15 protein-coding genes are annotated in these 16795 nt (G+C 39.1%); 9 read left to right on the forward strand and 6 right to left on the reverse strand.

Annotation, left to right across the window (positions count from 1 at the left end):
* Positions 1-18: 18 nt before the first annotated feature.
* Entirely contained in the window at positions 19-249 is a 231-nt protein-coding gene (gene yidD, locus SLP02_RS04320) for a membrane protein insertion efficiency factor YidD (protein ID WP_319419420.1), read from the reverse strand.
* Positions 250-320: 71 nt separating this feature from the next.
* On the opposite strand from yidD, the gene SLP02_RS04325 reads away from it, so the two are divergent.
* From SLP02_RS04325 to SLP02_RS04350, 6 genes are all read left to right on the forward strand, one after another.
* Positions 321-1031, forward strand: a complete 711-nt coding sequence (locus tag SLP02_RS04325) for a diacylglycerol/polyprenol kinase family protein (protein WP_319419421.1) — start codon at positions 321-323, stop codon at positions 1029-1031.
* Between the two features lie 47 nt (positions 1032-1078).
* Positions 1079-1309 carry a DUF3285 domain-containing protein gene (locus tag SLP02_RS04330; RefSeq protein ID WP_319419422.1) on the forward strand — a complete coding sequence of 77 codons (231 nt, stop codon included), beginning with the start codon at positions 1079-1081 and terminating at the stop codon, positions 1307-1309.
* Positions 1310-1322: 13 nt separating this feature from the next.
* Positions 1323-1844, forward strand: coding sequence for an rRNA maturation RNase YbeY (ybeY, locus tag SLP02_RS04335; protein WP_319419423.1), 522 nt, complete (start codon positions 1323-1325; stop codon positions 1842-1844).
* A gap of 110 nt (positions 1845-1954) precedes the next feature.
* Complete coding sequence (locus SLP02_RS04340) at positions 1955-2464, forward strand: diacylglycerol kinase family protein (protein ID WP_319419424.1); 510 nt, start codon at positions 1955-1957, stop codon at positions 2462-2464.
* A 12-nt stretch (positions 2465-2476) separates the two neighbouring features.
* The gene (locus SLP02_RS04345) at positions 2477-3073 is read left to right on the forward strand and encodes an anthranilate synthase component II (RefSeq protein WP_319419425.1); all 597 of its coding nucleotides are present in this window, start codon (positions 2477-2479) and stop codon (positions 3071-3073) included.
* 4 nt (positions 3074-3077) lie between these two features.
* Positions 3078-3860, forward strand: coding sequence for an MBL fold metallo-hydrolase (locus SLP02_RS04350; RefSeq protein ID WP_319419426.1), 783 nt, complete (start codon positions 3078-3080; stop codon positions 3858-3860).
* A gap of 210 nt (positions 3861-4070) precedes the next feature.
* On the opposite strand, the gene SLP02_RS04355 is transcribed toward SLP02_RS04350, so the two are convergent.
* On the reverse strand, positions 4071-4673 hold the full coding sequence (locus SLP02_RS04355) for a hypothetical protein (RefSeq protein ID WP_319419427.1): 603 nt from the start codon (positions 4671-4673) through the stop codon (positions 4071-4073).
* A gap of 623 nt (positions 4674-5296) precedes the next feature.
* On the opposite strand from SLP02_RS04355, the gene SLP02_RS04360 reads away from it, so the two are divergent.
* Positions 5297-6508, forward strand: a complete 1212-nt coding sequence (locus SLP02_RS04360; protein ID WP_319419428.1) for a ketopantoate reductase family protein — start codon at positions 5297-5299, stop codon at positions 6506-6508.
* 39 nt (positions 6509-6547) lie between these two features.
* Here the strand turns inward: SLP02_RS04360 and recJ are convergent, their stop codons facing one another.
* The 3 genes from recJ to SLP02_RS04375 all read right to left on the reverse strand — a co-directional run bounded on the left by recJ (position 6548) and on the right by SLP02_RS04375 (position 10888).
* The gene (gene recJ / locus SLP02_RS04365) at positions 6548-8653 is read right to left on the reverse strand and encodes a single-stranded-DNA-specific exonuclease RecJ (protein ID WP_319419429.1); all 2106 of its coding nucleotides are present in this window, start codon (positions 8651-8653) and stop codon (positions 6548-6550) included.
* 95 nt (positions 8654-8748) lie between these two features.
* Positions 8749-10260 (reverse strand): LCP family protein, encoded by a 1512-nt coding sequence (locus SLP02_RS04370; RefSeq protein WP_319419430.1) that lies wholly within the window; start codon positions 10258-10260, stop codon positions 8749-8751.
* Between the two features lie 238 nt (positions 10261-10498).
* Positions 10499-10888 (reverse strand): hypothetical protein, encoded by a 390-nt coding sequence (locus SLP02_RS04375; protein ID WP_319419431.1) that lies wholly within the window; start codon positions 10886-10888, stop codon positions 10499-10501.
* Positions 10889-10918: 30 nt separating this feature from the next.
* On the opposite strand from SLP02_RS04375, the gene SLP02_RS04380 reads away from it, so the two are divergent.
* Together SLP02_RS04380 and rodA are read left to right on the forward strand one after the other, a co-directional pair.
* Entirely contained in the window at positions 10919-11545 is a 627-nt protein-coding gene (locus SLP02_RS04380) for a molybdenum cofactor guanylyltransferase (RefSeq protein ID WP_319419432.1), read from the forward strand.
* Between the two features lie 92 nt (positions 11546-11637).
* Entirely contained in the window at positions 11638-12939 is a 1302-nt protein-coding gene (rodA, locus tag SLP02_RS04385) for a rod shape-determining protein RodA (RefSeq protein ID WP_319419433.1), read from the forward strand.
* A gap of 113 nt (positions 12940-13052) precedes the next feature.
* Here rodA and SLP02_RS04390 read toward each other — a convergent pair whose 3' ends face one another.
* A complete protein-coding gene (locus SLP02_RS04390) occupies positions 13053-16709 on the reverse strand; it encodes a GAF domain-containing protein (RefSeq protein WP_319419434.1) in 3657 nt (1218 codons plus the stop codon).
* Between the last annotated feature and the right edge of the window lie 86 nt (positions 16710-16795).

Below are 16795 nucleotides of genomic sequence, written 5' to 3' on the forward strand. Positions count from 1 at the left end.
AACCCGATCTGGCGTAAATTAGTCAGAGTTCTTTTTGGGTGCAGGTACAGGATCGTAGCCACCTGGATGAAAAGGATGACAGCGTAATATACGATTAACCGCCAGCCAACTCCCTTTAATAGTTCCATAGAGAGCGATCGCCTCAATGGCATATTGTGAACAGGTGGGTTGAAAGCGACAGGTGGGAGGAAAAAGAGGAGAAATAAAGCGACGATAACCTTTAATTAGCCACAGCAGTAAAGTTTTCATGATTTCTTACTCCACAAATGTTCTAATCAACAGACAATAAAATAAATTCAAGCACATATCTTATTTTATATATGGGTAATTTAGAATCATCTTCTGCACAAGACGCTATCGCCCTTTTTTTGTATCCCTTAGGAACTGTTTTTGCTTACTTAGCAATGTTAGTTATTGTAGCTGACGTTCTTAGTCGCTTCATTGTCGATGATCCCGAATTAACCCGCAAAGTTGTTCATATTGGCAGTGGCAACGTCATCCTTTTAGCTTGGTGGCTGGATATATCCTCGGCGGTAATTATTGGTGCTGCCATAATTGCTGCGGCGATCGCCATTACATCTTATCTTATTCCTATTCTTCCCAGTATTGAAAGCGTTGGGCGCAAAAGCTTTGGTACGTTATTTTATGCCGTCAGCATTGGTGTCTTGGCTGCCTGTTTCTGGCAAGATAGCCCTCAATATACAACAATTGGCATTTTAATTATGGCTTGGGGAGATGGCATGGCAGCCATTATTGGTCAGCGTTTTGGCAAACATCCCTATCATGTCGGTGGGATAACTAAAAGCTGGGAAGGCTCTTTGGCGATGCTAGGGGCAGCTTTTACCGTTACTGGGGCTATTTTATTATTTGTAGAGGGGAATAGTTGGCAGGTATGGTCAATTTCTCTAGTGGTTGCTGTAGTTGCCACAATATTAGAAGCTTTCTCTAAGCTAGGTGTAGATAATTTAACTGTCCCTATAAGCAGTGGATTTTTGTGTTTTTTTTGTGTTCAGGTACTATCATTTAGTTAAATGTTATTTAACCATACAAATTCAAAATTAATTAATAACTCTAGATAATGACTAATTCTGCGCCTAAACAAGCACCAGAAACCACTATAACCCCTGAAGCTACGTCAGACGGGACTAGAGATAATATCTCAGAAAGTTCCAAGCCCAAAGATAGCTACGTTAAGTTAGCAATGCGGAACATGGTTCGCAAAGGAGGACAATCTTTGTGGCACTTTTTTCTGACTACTGCTGGTTTAGTGGGGGTTTTGATTGGTCTAGCTTACCTGACAAAACCATAAATCAAGCAAGTCTATGGACATAAATGTTAAGCAGCCTATAAATGCTCTAATCTACGTCGAAAATGTATATGAAGGGAACTTATCCCCAAATAGTTTAAAAGCTATTGAATCTATTCCTTGGGACGACTGGATTAAAGCTTGGTTTGACTCACTTGAGTCTATAAGTAATTTAAAGCAAGACTGCGAAATTGGGTTGAGATTAACAGGCGATCTCCAAATTCAGGCTCTTAACTGTCAGTATCGCTCAATAGACAGCCCTACAGATGTTTTAGCTTTTGCAGCTACCGAGGCTGATATACCTTTACCTTTAGATATTGCTGAACCTCTTTATTTAGGAGATGTTATTATTTCACTTGACACTGCTAAAAAACAAGCACAGGAGCAAAATCATTTATTAACAACGGAGTTGGCTTGGTTGGCTAGTCATGGCGTGTTACATCTGTTAGGTTGGGATCATCCCGATGAGATTAGTCTAGAGAAAATGTTGAAGCAACAGTCTAAACTGGTTCATTTATCAAAAGTTCGGCAAAATTAGTGAGTAATGTTAAGTGGTTATACTGTTTTATTTGAACATAGTTGTATGTAATTGTTGAGTTACTATTACATTATAAATAAGTAAATATACGGATCGAGTTTGATATCAATATGATTGAACCAAACAAGACAAATAATCCGACCTTACCTTTATTAGATATAAATATGAAATCCTCTATTATTGCTTCTACTCCTAACGAAGCTTCTACAGCCAGTAAGAAAATAATTCGTGATTTAGCTTGGCAGGTAGCACCAAATTTATTTTTGAGCTTTAAATATGCCTGGGCGGGAGTGCGTTACTCATTTGTTACCCAGAGAAATTTTCGTATTCATACTATTATTGGTACCCTGGCGGTTTGCTTGGGTATTTTTTTAAAAATTCAGGCTATGGAAATGGCAGTAATCGTCATGACCTGCGCTATGGTAATGGTTCTAGAATTAATTAATACGGCTCTTGAGGCAGTGGTCGATCTGACGGTTAAGCAAACTTATCATGAGCTAGCCAAAATAGCTAAAGATTGCGCTGCTGGTGCAGTTTTAATTAGTGCGATCGCTGCGGTGATGGTAGCATCTCTTATTCTGCTTCCCAATCTGTTAAAACTGATTGTACCTATGTTGTAATGGAGATTTGACTTGATTTTAGTTATTGATAACTATGATAGTTTCACCTATAACTTGGTGCAGTATTTAGGGGAGTTGGGTCAACAACTGCCTATAGCATCAGACATTCGCGTCTACAGAAACGATGCAATCGATCTTAAGACGATAAATCAGCTTAAGCCAGACGGTATTGTAATTTCTCCTGGTCCTGGTCGCCCTGAAGATGCGGGAATATCACTACAGTTAATTGAAAAACTTGGTTCTCAAATCCCTATTTTGGGGGTTTGCCTCGGTCATCAAAGTATTGGACAAGTTTTTGGCGGTCAAGTTGTCTCTGCACCAGTTTTAATGCACGGCAAAACATCCCCAGTTCATCATCACAATACGGGAATATTTGCTGGGCTAGAATCTCCTTTTACCGCCACCAGATATCATAGTTTAGTGATTGAGCGTCAAACTATTCCTGATACCTTAGAAATAACGGCTTGGGTAGAAGACGGCACAATTATGGGAGTCCGTCATCGCGATTATCATCATCTTCAAGGAGTGCAGTTTCATCCTGAAAGCATTTTGACGGATAATGGAAAATTATTGTTACGCAATTTTTTAAATTCTTTAGGTAGTAAATAAATATATGAAACGGCGACAGTTAATCCGCTATGGTGGAGTAGGTTTGACAACGGCGATCGCCACAAGTTTAATTCCCCGTCAGTTTTCCTTGGCTCAGGAAGTTACCGATGGAGTGACTGTTCAATATCTGGGACATACCTGCTTTTTATTTACGGGTGATGGTTTAAAAGTTTTGGTTAATCCCTATGATTCGGCTGGCTGTACCGCTGGCTTGAGTCTGCCTGACGTGCAGCCAGACGTAGTGCTAGTTAGTAGCTTTCTTTTAGATGAAGGAGCAGTAGACAAAGTACAGGGCAATCCTCAAGTTATTACAGAGCAAGGTGTTCATCAGTTTAAAAGTATTAAGTTTCAAGGATTTTCTATGCCTCACGATCTTCAAGGAGGTAAACGCTTTGGCAATAATATCGCCTGGCGATGGACTCAAGGAGGGGTAAATATTCTGCATCTTGGCGGTGCTGCTGCGCCTCTAACTACAGAAGATAAAATATTGCTAGGTGGTGCAGATATACTGCTTGCTCCAGTGGGAGGTGGTCCAAAAGCCTATGATGCGTCCGAGGCAAATCGGGTAGTAAAAGTTCTCAATCCAAAAATGGTGATTCCTACCCAATATCGAGTTGCCACAGCCGACAAAGCAAGCTGCGATCTTGCTCCTGTGGGTGACTTTTTGGCTTTGGTAAAGAGTGAGAATATGGAAGTCGCCCAGGTAGGCACAGATCGCTTTGAAGTCAAAAAATCTTATTTAAGGGGCGATCGCACTTTAGTCAGAGTTCTAGACTATACCTCATGAGCTTTGTAGTTTTTTGGGGATTAGGATTAGGCGCGATATCTTAGTATCGTTTCGCTTAAGTAAGAAGTAGTAAGTAGCAAGCAGCAAGCTAGATATTATCGAGTTTTCAAGTTAAATAAATGGTTACTTTATTTACGCCCACTCGAAGAGCTAAAAGCTAGAAACCAGTTAATTTGAACGGAAGCTAATTCACACGCTTGCGGTGAATAGTTAATTGCTGTTTTTCTTTTCCGCTTGAGGATCGACACCTTGTTCAAGCTGCCAGGCGATCGCATTTAGAACTAAGCTACCATTACCTGTACAAGTCTCTTGGTATTCTTCCTGTGCTGCGACAATAGAGCCTAATTTTTCGATGGTTTTACCGTACTTTTTATCTTTAGCTAGTTCTTTTTCTTCAGCAGTCAAAGGACGCGATCGCTCTAAAACAACTTTGATAATCGGTATATATTGCTCTGCTTCTTCTGATGCCTCTTGCACATCTAATTGCAGCTTAGTAAGCTCAATAATTTCTTTTGCTCCCTGAACAATGGGCAATAATTCCTGGTTATCTGACACGGTTTGAGTGGATTTTACTGGAGGACTAACCGATGGTACATAAAAAATGTGGTCTGGTGTTAAACCATCAGGAAAACGATTAACATCAATCTCTTCTTTTTCCCACATTTCTTGCACCATCTCTAAAGCTTTGGCACGATTTTTTTTGGTATCCCCTGTTGTACCAGACACCTCTACCAAAATTCCTTCTTGCTCTTGAACTGGTTTAGAAAGATCGCTGACTGCAACAAAATGAGAGACTGCTGGGGTTTTTGTCATCTTGAGAAAGATTTGAATTTTTCAATATTATTGTACTATTTTTACTTTATCAAGAATTTATTAATTTAAGAACAAGGTATCACTGTCATTTAAAGCGCGATCGCCTTTAACCAACTGATGCCGAATTTTTAATCCTTGAAGATAGATGTAGAAAGCTTGAAAAAGATAAAGTATAAAGGCTGAAGAATTAACTGCTATTTATTTTACCAAAAAATTTAACAACAAATTAATCTATAAAAATTTAATTAACTATCCAGAAAACTGTCAAATACGCAGCCTTAAATCATAACAAGATTGATATTATATTGCTAGCTTAAGTTGGTCTTAATATAACAATTATCTTGTTTAAGACGGTTAATAATTTTCTCTTATAAGCTCAAGTTTAACCAGTTTAAGTTACTTATTATATAGCTGTGAATAAATTAGTTCGTAAGGCAACTAGTAAAAGAGATATCTATATATTGTTAGACATAAAAATAGACTAATAGCACGCCAGGGGAATAACAGTAAAAATATTAATTTTTTGACTTTTGGAAAAGCTGTTAACTTAAAATGTTTTCTCAGCTAAATCTTAGTAGTATAGCGGTTAATAGCTACTGAAATATATAAGAAATAAATTAATTATGAATAATATTTTAGTTATAGGTGCTGGCTCTGTTGGCGCACTGATGGGAGCTTCCTTGTTTAAAGCGGGTTTAAAGATAACTTTTGCGGGAAAGCCAAATAGTGATTATACAAAACAGCTTAAAAATAAAGGCTTACAATTATCTTGTGCTAATAGTGAAAGCTTGTGGATTTCCCCATCACATCCACGAGTTAAATTTGTTGATACCGCAACAGATTTGAGCGAAAAATTTGAGATAATTATAGTTGCCGTCAAGAGCAATAATTTAAGCAAAGTTGCCTTTTATATCAAAGCTCATTCAAACCCAGACACAATTCTAATTCATGCCCAAAATGGTATTCCCTACTGGTGGTTTAATAATGATAATTACCTCTCGACTCTTGACGAAAATCTGTTTGATAAATTAAGTTCTCATCGTTATTTAAATACTGTTGATAGTAATGGTATTTTGCAGAAAAATTTAGGCGATCGCACTATAGTAGGATGTGTAGTTAAAGCTCCTTGTCAACGAACAAAACAAGGAAAAATTCAAGTTAACAAACCGCCTCGATTAATTTTGGGTTTAACCAAAAGCGATCGTCACAACTTAAAACAACAGACTATACAAAGCCTATGTGATACATTTTCTCAACATGGTATAGCTGCTACCTACACTGATAAGATACGCGCCGCCGTATGTAATAAGCTAGCCCTTAATATAATTACCAATGTTCTTTCAGCTTTGACTGGGAGGGTAATTGGCGATTTAACCACAAACTACCATACCAACAGTCTAATTGAAACCGTTATTGCCGAGGCTAATCATATTTTTTGCTGTTATGGCATCAAGCCTGAAGATTTACCAACCGAACAAGCAATTTATGCTTATATCAAAACTCCAGGCAGCCAAAGCCATCTACCTTCTCTGGCTCAAGATTTTTCTCAGCGCAAACCTGGAGAAGTAAGTTTAATTACCGCGCCTGTAGAAATGGCAGAAATTGCCCAGCTTAAAGTACCAACTTTATTTAGCCTGAGTGAGTTACTAAAAATATGTCAGACTTATAGCCTCAAAAATCATAACGGCAAACCCTATATTCTTACCATAGATCATTCTGCAAATTGCTATATGTTGACCGATGATCTTTGCCAGAGCAATTTAGTAGATAAATGGCAAATATCTAATCTACAGGCTCATCTAGCTCAAGTTAACGTATCGGCTTTAAATAATTAACTGGCAGCTAATTTGTGATCCTTCTGCCCTCTGCCTTTTTCAATTCTTATATTCATCTTCAATTGCCTGTAGCGCAGCTTTAATCAATTGGAAATAGGGTGATTGAGTTACATTAACCTGTTTAGCGACTTCTCTACTTTTACCTAGTAACCCTACCGAATTTCCTTGACTGACGGCTAAAACATTACCGCGATCGTTCCTAATCCGTAGTTCGGTAAGAGTTTTACTACACACATAAATTCTGCCACTGTGGGTAAACACAGCTTTTTGAACCTTATCGTTAATTCTTTTATTTAAAACAGCAATATTATTACTGGATTGAGTTTGAGATAACTTGACACCAACTATTTCTAGCTCAATATTGGTGCTGCCTTGCCAATGGTTTTCTTTTAGTTTGTAGGCGATATCCAAATGTTCTGGTAGAGGGCAATATTCTCCCCATCGCCATGCCAGGGCTTTTATTTGAGTAAATGTATCGGCTTCTTGAATAGTTAATTTTAAATGAGCCTGGCTTTTACCGATCGCTCTTTGTTCAATCACTCGCACATTGGGAGTCCAGAATACGGGGGTACTATTACCAATTCCCCAAGGCTGTAAACCTTCTAGCTGTTCGTAGAGGGTAAAATCTACCTGTCCTAAACTGGCTTGAGCATCTATTTTGACTAGAGGTTTAAGATGTTCTACTTCTAAACATTTATGGGCAAACTCACTCAATCTTTGCTTTATTTGTTCCAAATTAGCTGCCAGGAAGCTAAATCCCCCTGCTGCACGATGTCCACCAAATTTACCTAATAAATCGCTGCAATAGTTAAGAGCATCAAAGACATTAAATTCATCAATACTTCTGGCAGAGCCACGAATCATGGGCGGAGAAGTGGCATCGGAGGATTCTGACTGCTCCTCTTCATAAGTACCAATAAACACAGGTACACCATAGCGTTCGACTAAACGGGATGCCACAATGCCAATTACGCCGTGATGCCAACCAGCAGAGACAACAACTAAAATGCGATCGCCTTGCCAGGGAATTGGCGTAGATTCTACTAAATTAATTGCCTCTTTTTCTATCTGTTCGCAAAGTAAGCGACGATGTTGATTTATTTGTTCACACTGCATTGCTCTTTCTAGAGCCACCCCAGGATCGTCGGTGGTTAATAGTTCAATCACCATTTGCGGATCGCCAATCCGTCCTACCGCATTGATGCGAGGACCTAAGCGAAAGCCAATATCATCGGGCTTTAATTGTTTTTGTGCTTCGTCAATTCCTGCCACCTGCATCAATGCCTGAATGCCCACTAACTGAGAATTAGGTAAGGCTCTTAGTCCGCGCTTGAGCCAACGACGATTTACGCCAATCAAAGGAGCAAGATCGGCAATTGTTCCCAGGGTAAATAATTCTAAAATAGGGTTGGTTAAACCTTTGAGTTGTCCCAGACTTTGAGCCGTAGCGATCGCCAATATATATGCCACTCCTACCCCTGCAAGTCCTTTATAGGGAGAAGTGTCTGCCAATAATTTAGGATTTAAAATAGCGTCCGCTGGAGGAAGTTGGGCTGGCAAGTCGTGGTGGTCAGTGATAATCACGCTCAAGCCCAATTCTACCGCTCTAACAATGGGTTCATAAGCAGAAATACCGTTATCTACCGTAAGAATTAAACCGACCCCGTTTGACGCAAATTCTTCAACGATGCGTGTATTAATACCATAGCCATCCTTCATACGGCTAGGGATAGCATAATCTACCTTGGCACCTAGGTGTTTTAACGCCCTTAATAATAAGGCAGTACTAGTCATGCCGTCGGCATCATAATCGCCACAGATGGCAATTTGTTCTTCTTCGGCGATCGCTTTTTTAATTAGTTCGACGCTTATCCATAAATCCTCAAACTCATCTAGAGGCGAGGGCAAATCCTGAGATTCTGGTTCAATATAGGTATGAGCCTGTTGGGCAGTAGCAATATTCCGATTAATAATTACCTGAGCTACCAAGGGCAATAAGCCTGTAGAGATACTCAACTCCTGGACTGCTTCTGGCTGAGATGGTGCAATGTGCCATCTTTGATTGGGCAATCGTTTGCGGGTAGAGCGATTATTGTCTATAGAAGCTTGGCAATTACGCTGTGCGTAGCCTTTGGGGTCGCTCATACTAGAATTAAATATCTATAAATGTGGGCAACCAAAAGTATATCAGCACCTAAATTAAAACATCAATCGGCAGTGGGCATCTAACCCTTTACTTACTAGTTACTACTTATCCCTGGCGACTCTTTTGATTCAATTAATCTCCTAACTTGTTTTTCCCAGTCTCTACCAATTTGGATGGTAATGTCAGATCCTAAAACTCCAGTGCTTTCTACCACAACATCTCCCACACCCAAAATCGAGCGTACTTCTTTAGCAGCATCATCATCTCCTGACTGAGCAATTACTCTAGTTTGCCCTAAGGGTTCTTGCCAATTCTTACTGGCAGATACTCTTGTATAACCTGCTTCTCTAAGGGTATCCAAAGCAGACTGCAATGCCTTTTGGTTGCCGATACTATCCTGTACATAAATTCTTAGGCGAGGATTAAGGATGGTAAGAGTATTAGTATTGTTTAGACTAGCGTAGCGATTATTGGAAAGTGCATTATCTTCTTCATTCTTCGGCAGATTAAAATGCTGAGTCATCAACTTGTGGATACTTCGATCATTAGGCAACCAATAGCTAACGGGTTCATTTGCACTATTAAAATCTCCTGGTAACATCATCATTTTGATGTTATGTCTGTCAATTTTGGAAGCAAAATTAGATAGAGCCATTAGTTCTCTAACGCTGAGGTTAGTATCCAAATGGGATTGGACTACAGAAAGTAGTTTGGGTATCTTGATTACTGTAGCAGGCTTAAGAGTTTGCTCAACCGCAGCGCGCATCAGCATTTGCTGACGCTGTACCCGAGAAATATCGCCAAACTCATCATAGCGAAAACGTAAAAACTGCATCGCCTTATCGCCGTCTAAATGCTGAACTCCTTTTTTTAAATTGATATAAAGATGCTGGCTAAAGTCTGTATACTTCATGTCTTTAGGCACATCAACCGTTACGCCACCCAAAGCATCAATTAATTTTTCTACTCCCTGAACATTAACCCGTACATAGCGATCGATCTTAATTCCACCTAGCAAGTCACTAGCAACCGCAGCAGTTAAGGCAGGACCACCATACTTATTGGCGTCGTTTATTTTTCTGACTCCATGACCATCGATATAAACGCGAGTATCTCTGGGAATAGAAAGTACAGAAACCTTTTCTTTCTTAGGGTCAAATCTTACCAGTAACATACTGTCACTCAGACCGTCAAAAGAGTTAACCAGATGAAGATAGCCAACATTTTTTTTATCGTATTTTATGCCTTGATCATCAAGATCAGAGGTAATTACCTTAATACCCATAACCAAAATATTTACAGGGCGAGATAATTCTGGCAGGTTAAGATTTTCGGCAGTTACGGTTTCTTCTTTACCAAAAACCTTTTGCTCTTCGTTGCTCAATTGTGCTTGTTGTAGTGGCGAAGCAGTAGATAAAGCAACAGCTAAAAACGCCCCTACGGCTGCTGAAACCATAGAAACACCAGCTAAACCAAGTCCAACTAAAATCGCTCTTCCTTTATTCAATTTTCTTTTATGGCTTTTAGAGTGGTAACTAACAGAACTGACCTGACCAGTAGGCTCTCCTCCTGAAGGATTAGACCGATAAGCTTTTCTAACTGACACTGAATACCCTCACACTAAATAAAGAAATATAGAATACACTACCAAAAAATTCAAATATATATAAATATAATTCGATCAATGTTAACAGGTATTTGCTATAAAAAAACTTGTTACAGAATTGCCTTTAGTTAGTTACCTAATCTTATTTGTCCCACTACTTACTATTTTAGAAAAACTTTTTGGTTTCAGCTTCCTCATTAGGGTAACGATAGTTTAGATAAGTGGCAATTTTTAGGATTTATTTTCTAAAGATGGGGCTGAAATTCATTTCCTTAATTTCAGCCGTTAGTGACAAACTTTTTTTACTAAGACGAGTCATTAAGAAAGTACAGGTTACAAAATATCCCGTAGTCAGAATGGCGTTGGTATAAAAAAAACGAAAGGACATAAGATCTACAGCATTAGCTGCACCCAAAGAAAGTAAAGAATAAGAACTTAACCAAACTAAAATTAAAGAAATAGCTAGACGACTAACTTTTTGTTGTTCACGATTTACTCTGCTTTGTATCTGGTTTTGAGGGTGGTATATAGTCCAAAGAGCAGGAATTACCCCCACAATGGGTAATAAATAAATCCATAGTTTAAGATGCCGCTCTATTTGTCCTGGGGAAGGATGTGGATGATTCATAATTGTCTTTCCATATATAATCAAAATTTGGTGAAAAGATCGATTAAAGACGAGATTACAGCACTTGTTTTGGCTGGAGGCGAAAGTTCTCGTATGGGACAAGACAAAGCCTTGCTAGCTATCAAAAACAGAACTTTACTGTCTCAAATTTGTTTAATTGCTGGTGAATGTGTTGCTCAAGTTTATGTAGTCACACCCTGGATTGAAAAATATCAGGGAATTTTACCTCCAGGCTGTCAGCTAATTGAGGAAAAGCTAGTTTTAAATGCTAAATCCAACACGCCTTTAATTGGCTTTGCTCAAGGATTAAAGATGGTTAATACAGAATGGGTATTGTTATTAGCTTGTGACTTACCTCAGTTGTCTTCGTCTCAAGTAAAACAGTGGTCGCAAATTTTGGCAACAGTATTACCCACAGAAATTGCTTTGTTACCCCGCCACTCCAAAGGTTGGGAGCCTTTGTGTGGTTTTTATCGTTCTAGTTGTTTGTCGTTGTTAGAATCTTATCTTGAGGATGGTGGTCGATCTTTTCAATCCTGGCTTAATAAGTATCCTGTTGGAGAATTACCGATTGGCGATCGCACTTGTTTATTTAACTGCAATACTCCTGATGACTGGGAATTATTTAAAGAAAAGGATCGAGATATTTTATTCTAGTCAAGGTTGCAAAAGTTAAAATAGTCGATAGAATCGGGAATAATATTTTTCTGATGAGATATTCTCTTTATTCTTAATTCTTACCAACCAAAGTGATTAAATCTCGCTCCCAACTTAGAACAACTAATTCCCCTAAATTTAAGCTCAAATATTTGGGACGGCAAATATTAGATTCGCTTTATGACTGGCGACGGCTAGACTGGCTTTTACTCTTATCAGTAGTTAGTCTAGCTATTTTTGGTGGTTTTACTATTTATAGTACAGAATCTTCAACTCATAGCTATAGTTATCAACATTGGACAATTAGCCTCTTAGGTTTGGGATTAGTATTGTTTTTGTCCCGTTGGCGTTATCAGTCTCTATTGCGCTGGCATTGGCTGATCTATGTCCTGACTAATCTTTCTTTGATTGGGGTAATGGTTACTGGGGTAAGTGCAAAAGGAGCGCAGCGTTGGATTACGGTAGGGGGATTTAATGTTCAGCCCTCAGAGTTCGCCAAAATCGGTATGGTAATTACTCTTGCTGCCCTGTTACATAATCAAGATAGAGCTAACTTAAAAACGGTTTTACGTACCTTAGCAATTACGGCTATTCCCTGGGGACTAGTTTTTTTACAGCCAGATTTAGGTACTTCTTTGGTGTTTGGCGTAATTGTATTAACCATGCTGTACTGGGCTAATGTTAATATAGGTTGGTTGATTTTAATGATTTCTCCCTTAGTTTCAGCTATCCTATATCATCTTTACCTGCCTGGATGGCTGATTTGGGTTCTAGCTGTAGGAGGAGTTGCCTGGCTAACGTTACCAGCAAAAATTGTTTCTACCCTCAGTGCGATCGCTATAAATTTGGGCGCGGTAGAATTGGGCAACGTTTTCTGGGGACTGCTTAAGGATTATCAACAAGCTAGACTGATCATGTTTCTCGATCCCGAACAAGATCCTTTGGGCAATGGCTATCATCTGATTCAGTCTCGAATTGCGATCGGCGCAGGTAAACTTTGGGGACAGGGATGGCATCAAGGAACACAAACAAACCTTAATTTTATTCCCGAACAGCATACTGATTTTATTTTTTCGGCTGTAGGAGAACAGTTTGGTTTTATTGGTAGTATTCTATTGCTAGCAGTGTTTTGGTTTATCTGTATGCGTCTAATGTGGATTGCTTCTACCGCTAAAGATAATTTTGGTTCTTTATTAGCCATAGGTATTCTCAGTATTATCGCTTTTCAGACCGTAATTAATATTAGTATGACTATCGGACTTGCACCCATTACAGGAATTCCTTTGCCCTGGATGAGCTATGGACGATCCTCTTTGTTATCTAGTTTTATTAGTATTGGCTTGGCAGAGTCAGTAGCTAATCATCGAGAAGGCAAAACCAGAAAATCTTACTAGAAAATCGACGGGAGTGGTATATTCCACTCCCGTGTTGACCAATTATTATCAGTTTGATAGAAACTCAGATCTACTCTTACAGTTGTATTATATCTGGCTAAATTTGAATCTCATTATAGTTTTTGTACTAATACTACTAATTGATTAAAAGATTGAGTTATAGTCATAGACTGTGCCGAAATCCGCTCGGCGATGCTTGCCACTTCCTGTACAGAATCTTTGGCAAAGGTTGAACTCTGCGTCTGATTTTCTACAGACCTAGAAATATTTTCAATCAGAGAATTCACCTTGTTGTATAAGGTAACAACTCGATCTAACTTTTGACGAACCGCTTGAAACTCTCCCACGCCATTAATTAACTGCTGTGTTCCTGAGTCTAGAGTAATTGTCTTTTCTCTTATCTCTGTCTGAATATTGACAAACAGTGGTTCGACTTTAGCGGAGGCTTCATATAGCTGCTGCATTAAAGAGAAAATAGTATCAGACAAATCCATAACTGAGTTTTGACTACTTGCTTCAATCTGACTACGATTTACTGCTCTAGTTATACTCATTGAATGCTGAACTATTTGCTTACTCAAATCTCTGATCGTATTAACTGTCTCAGCCAGCTTCTCAGAAGAATTACTGAGATTGTCAAATCCAACTGCGACACCTTGAACTTTGCGTTGAATATTAGAAATGCTGTCTACAGCACGATCTAAACTTGCTTGGGTATCATGTACCGCTAATTCATTTTGCTGTTCTTGGAATTTAACCTGCTGCACATTTAACGCTATGCCGTTGAATGAATCAGCAACCTTTTGGATTTGATGGAGAACGTTAATTGTAGTCTCTGATTGACGCATAGCCTCCTGAGAAAGAGTTTGATAAGCGTCTCCATTGTCTACAAGGATCTCAACTACCTGATTTTTAAGAGTTTCTGTTTGCTCGTATTGCTGATGGGATATTTGCTTGTTTGTTTGAGTAGATTCTTGAAGCTGTTCTAGGAGTTTAGCGTTATCAAGAGCAAAACCAACTTGCATGGCAATTTGAGCTATCCAACGAATTTCAGCTTGCTGCCACTCACGGATATCAGAACATTGATGAGCCACCAACAAGCCAAACAGTTTGCCTTCATTGATGATTGGCGTTACAAGACTAGCCTTAACCTCTAATTTTTTGAGCTGTTCGATATAGCATTTAGTCATGCCCGCTTCATAAATATTGTTCCAAGCGCGGACGCGACCATTAAGATATTTGTCTCGATAAGTAGGTTCAAAGCAAGGATCGTCTATTTTTTGACCTAAAGCTCGTGTCCATCCAGGGGCAACGGATTCAGCTAGTACCGTACCATAGCGCAAATCCTGGTTTAGACTATAAACTACTACGCGATCGCATTCTAAGATTCGGCGCACTTCTTGGACGCTGCTTTTGAGTATATCTTCGGTTTTAAGGGATTCTCTAATGTGCCCGATGGCATCGGTGAAGTACTCTGTCCATTTGTTTTCGTCCTCTACCTGCTGCTGTAGACGTTTGGCTTCAGCTAACGATTTGGCATTATCAAGGGCAAAAGCCACTTGAGTGGCAATTTGAGTCACCCAGCGAATTTCAGGCTGCTGCCAATTACGAAAGTCCGAACACTGATGAGCTACCAATAAGCCAAACAGCTTACCTTCGTTGACAATCGGCGTTACTAAGTTAGCTTTTACCTGTAGATCTTCTAGCTGTTCGATATAGCATTTAGTCATGCCTGCTTCATAAATGTTGCTCCAGGCCCTAACTCTACCGTTACGATACTTTTCTCGATAAGTGGGTTCAAAACAAGGATCGTCTATCTGTTTGTTCAAAGCTCTCGTCCAACCAGCCGCAACGGATTCGGCAATTACTGCACCATAGCGAAGCTTTTGATTAAGACTATATACGACCACGCGATCGCAGTTCAAAACGCGACGTACTTCTTCTACACTAACTTCGAGGATATCTTCTTGGTGCAAAGATTCTCGAATATAGCGGACAGCATCGGTGAAATACTGCGTCATTTTGGCTTCATTTTCTAACTGATGTTGAAGTTGTTTAGCATCAGCTAGTAATTTGGCATTATCTAGAGCGAAACCGACTTGAGTGGCAATTTGAGCTACCCAACGAACTTCAGGCTGTTGCCAAGTACGAAAGTCCGAACACTGGTGAGCTACCAATAAACCAAATAGTTTGCCTTCATTAATAATAGGGGCTACGAGATTAGCTTTAACTTCTAACTCTTCTAACTGCTCGACATAGCATTTAGTCATGCCCGTTTCATAAATGTTGTTCCATGCCCTAACTCTACCGTTACGATACTTGTCTCGATAGGTAGGTTCAAAACAGGGGTCGTCTATCTGTTTGTTTAAAGCCCTTGTCCAACCAGGAGCAACAGATTCGGCAATTACTGCACCATAGCGGAGATCTCGGTTCAGACTATAGACTACCACGCGATCGCATTCTAAAACCCGGCGTACTTCTTTGACGCTGGCTTTCAAAATATCTTCTTGGTTTAGAGACTGACGAATATATTGAATTGCATCGGTGAAATGGTGATTCCATTTATTTTCACTTGCAGCTAATAATTTTTGTGATTCAGAGTCATTATCGGCAATTGTTTCAGTATATTCGAGCATCAGACCTACCTGATCACCGATTTCAGTTATCCAGTTAATTTCTTGTTCTTGCCAATGGCGGGGGTTGGAACAATGATGGGCAATTAATAGACCAAATAATTGATCCTCACTGACAATTGGTGCAACTAAGTTGGCTTTTACCTGTAGTTCTTCTAGCTGTTCGAGATAACAAGGGGTAATACTCGCGCTATGAATATCATCTATAGCGCGGACTCGACCATTTTTATATTCTTCGATATATCTAACCGCCAAACAGGGGTCATCTATCACTCTGCCCTTAGCTTTGTTCCATTGGGGCGCAACGGATTCGGCTGCTACCACTCCATAATTATCTTTATCTAAACTGTAAACCACCACGCGATCGCACTCAAGCAGATAACGTAGTTCATTAACTGTAGTGTTAAAGATATTTTCTTGTCCCAATTGAGCGGCTATTCTGTCATTAATATCAGAAAACAATTTAGTTTTGTTCTCCTGAATCTTTGTCTGTTGTTCTGAAGGTAGAATATTTTCGTGACCGTTTTTTTCTCGATCCATTCTTAAAGAAGAGTTGTTGTTTTGGTTTTTTATTTGTTGTGCTGCTTCTAAAACTTCATTGTTAGAAGACGGACTAAGGGGTATACTTTTATTTTCGCTTGACTCAGACTTTTGAGCTTTGACAATATTAGAGAGAGCAAAGCCTGTCATATTAGCTTTCTCGGTCAAAAATTTGCTAGTTTCAGAATTCCAAGCGCGAAATTCAGAGCATTGATGAGCGACTAAAAAAGCTAATAATTTTTGATTGACAGAAATTGGTGCAACTAGTAGACTTTTAATCTTAAGTCTTTCTAAGTCTTCCAATTTGCTTTTGCTTATATGTGTGTCATAAATATTATCTATAGCTACAACTTGACCATAGCAATACAGTTCTAGATAATCTCCTGCTAAGAACGGGTTGATGATCGTTTTTCCGACAATAGAAGCATATTGAGAATCAACAGACTCGGCTATTACTTTTGATTTGAGCAGTTCACTAGCATCATAAATAATGACGCGATCGCATTTGAGAGTTTTTCTAGTTGTCTCAACAGTAAGCTGGACAATTTCTTCAAGATGCTGGTAATTATTTGTTTTTAGATTAGGAGATTGAGTCATTGATTGCCTGGGTAGATAGCTTTTAAAATATTTGAATAAATCGACAATTAAAATTAAAAAACTCGTTTAGCTGTCTAAAATAAAAT

The organism is Pleurocapsa sp. FMAR1 (genome assembly GCF_963665995.1).
Taxonomy (GTDB): domain Bacteria; phylum Cyanobacteriota; class Cyanobacteriia; order Cyanobacteriales; family Xenococcaceae; genus Waterburya.

Coding starts and splice junctions, on each gene's coding strand:
- yidD (WP_319419420.1), bottom strand. CDS start 249: ATGAAAACTTTACTGCTGTGGCTAATTAAAGGTTATCGTCGCTTTATT.
- SLP02_RS04325 (WP_319419421.1), top strand. CDS start 321: ATGGGTAATTTAGAATCATCTTCTGCACAAGACGCTATCGCCCTTTTT.
- SLP02_RS04330 (WP_319419422.1), top strand. CDS start 1,079: ATGACTAATTCTGCGCCTAAACAAGCACCAGAAACCACTATAACCCCT.
- ybeY (WP_319419423.1), top strand. CDS start 1,323: ATGGACATAAATGTTAAGCAGCCTATAAATGCTCTAATCTACGTCGAA.
- SLP02_RS04340 (WP_319419424.1), top strand. CDS start 1,955: ATGATTGAACCAAACAAGACAAATAATCCGACCTTACCTTTATTAGAT.
- SLP02_RS04350 (WP_319419426.1), top strand. CDS start 3,078: ATGAAACGGCGACAGTTAATCCGCTATGGTGGAGTAGGTTTGACAACG.
- SLP02_RS04355 (WP_319419427.1), bottom strand. CDS start 4,673: ATGACAAAAACCCCAGCAGTCTCTCATTTTGTTGCAGTCAGCGATCTT.
- SLP02_RS04360 (WP_319419428.1), top strand. CDS start 5,297: ATGAATAATATTTTAGTTATAGGTGCTGGCTCTGTTGGCGCACTGATG.
- recJ (WP_319419429.1), bottom strand. CDS start 8,653: ATGAGCGACCCCAAAGGCTACGCACAGCGTAATTGCCAAGCTTCTATA.
- SLP02_RS04375 (WP_319419431.1), bottom strand. CDS start 10,888: ATGAATCATCCACATCCTTCCCCAGGACAAATAGAGCGGCATCTTAAA.
- SLP02_RS04390 (WP_319419434.1), bottom strand. CDS start 16,709: ATGACTCAATCTCCTAATCTAAAAACAAATAATTACCAGCATCTTGAA.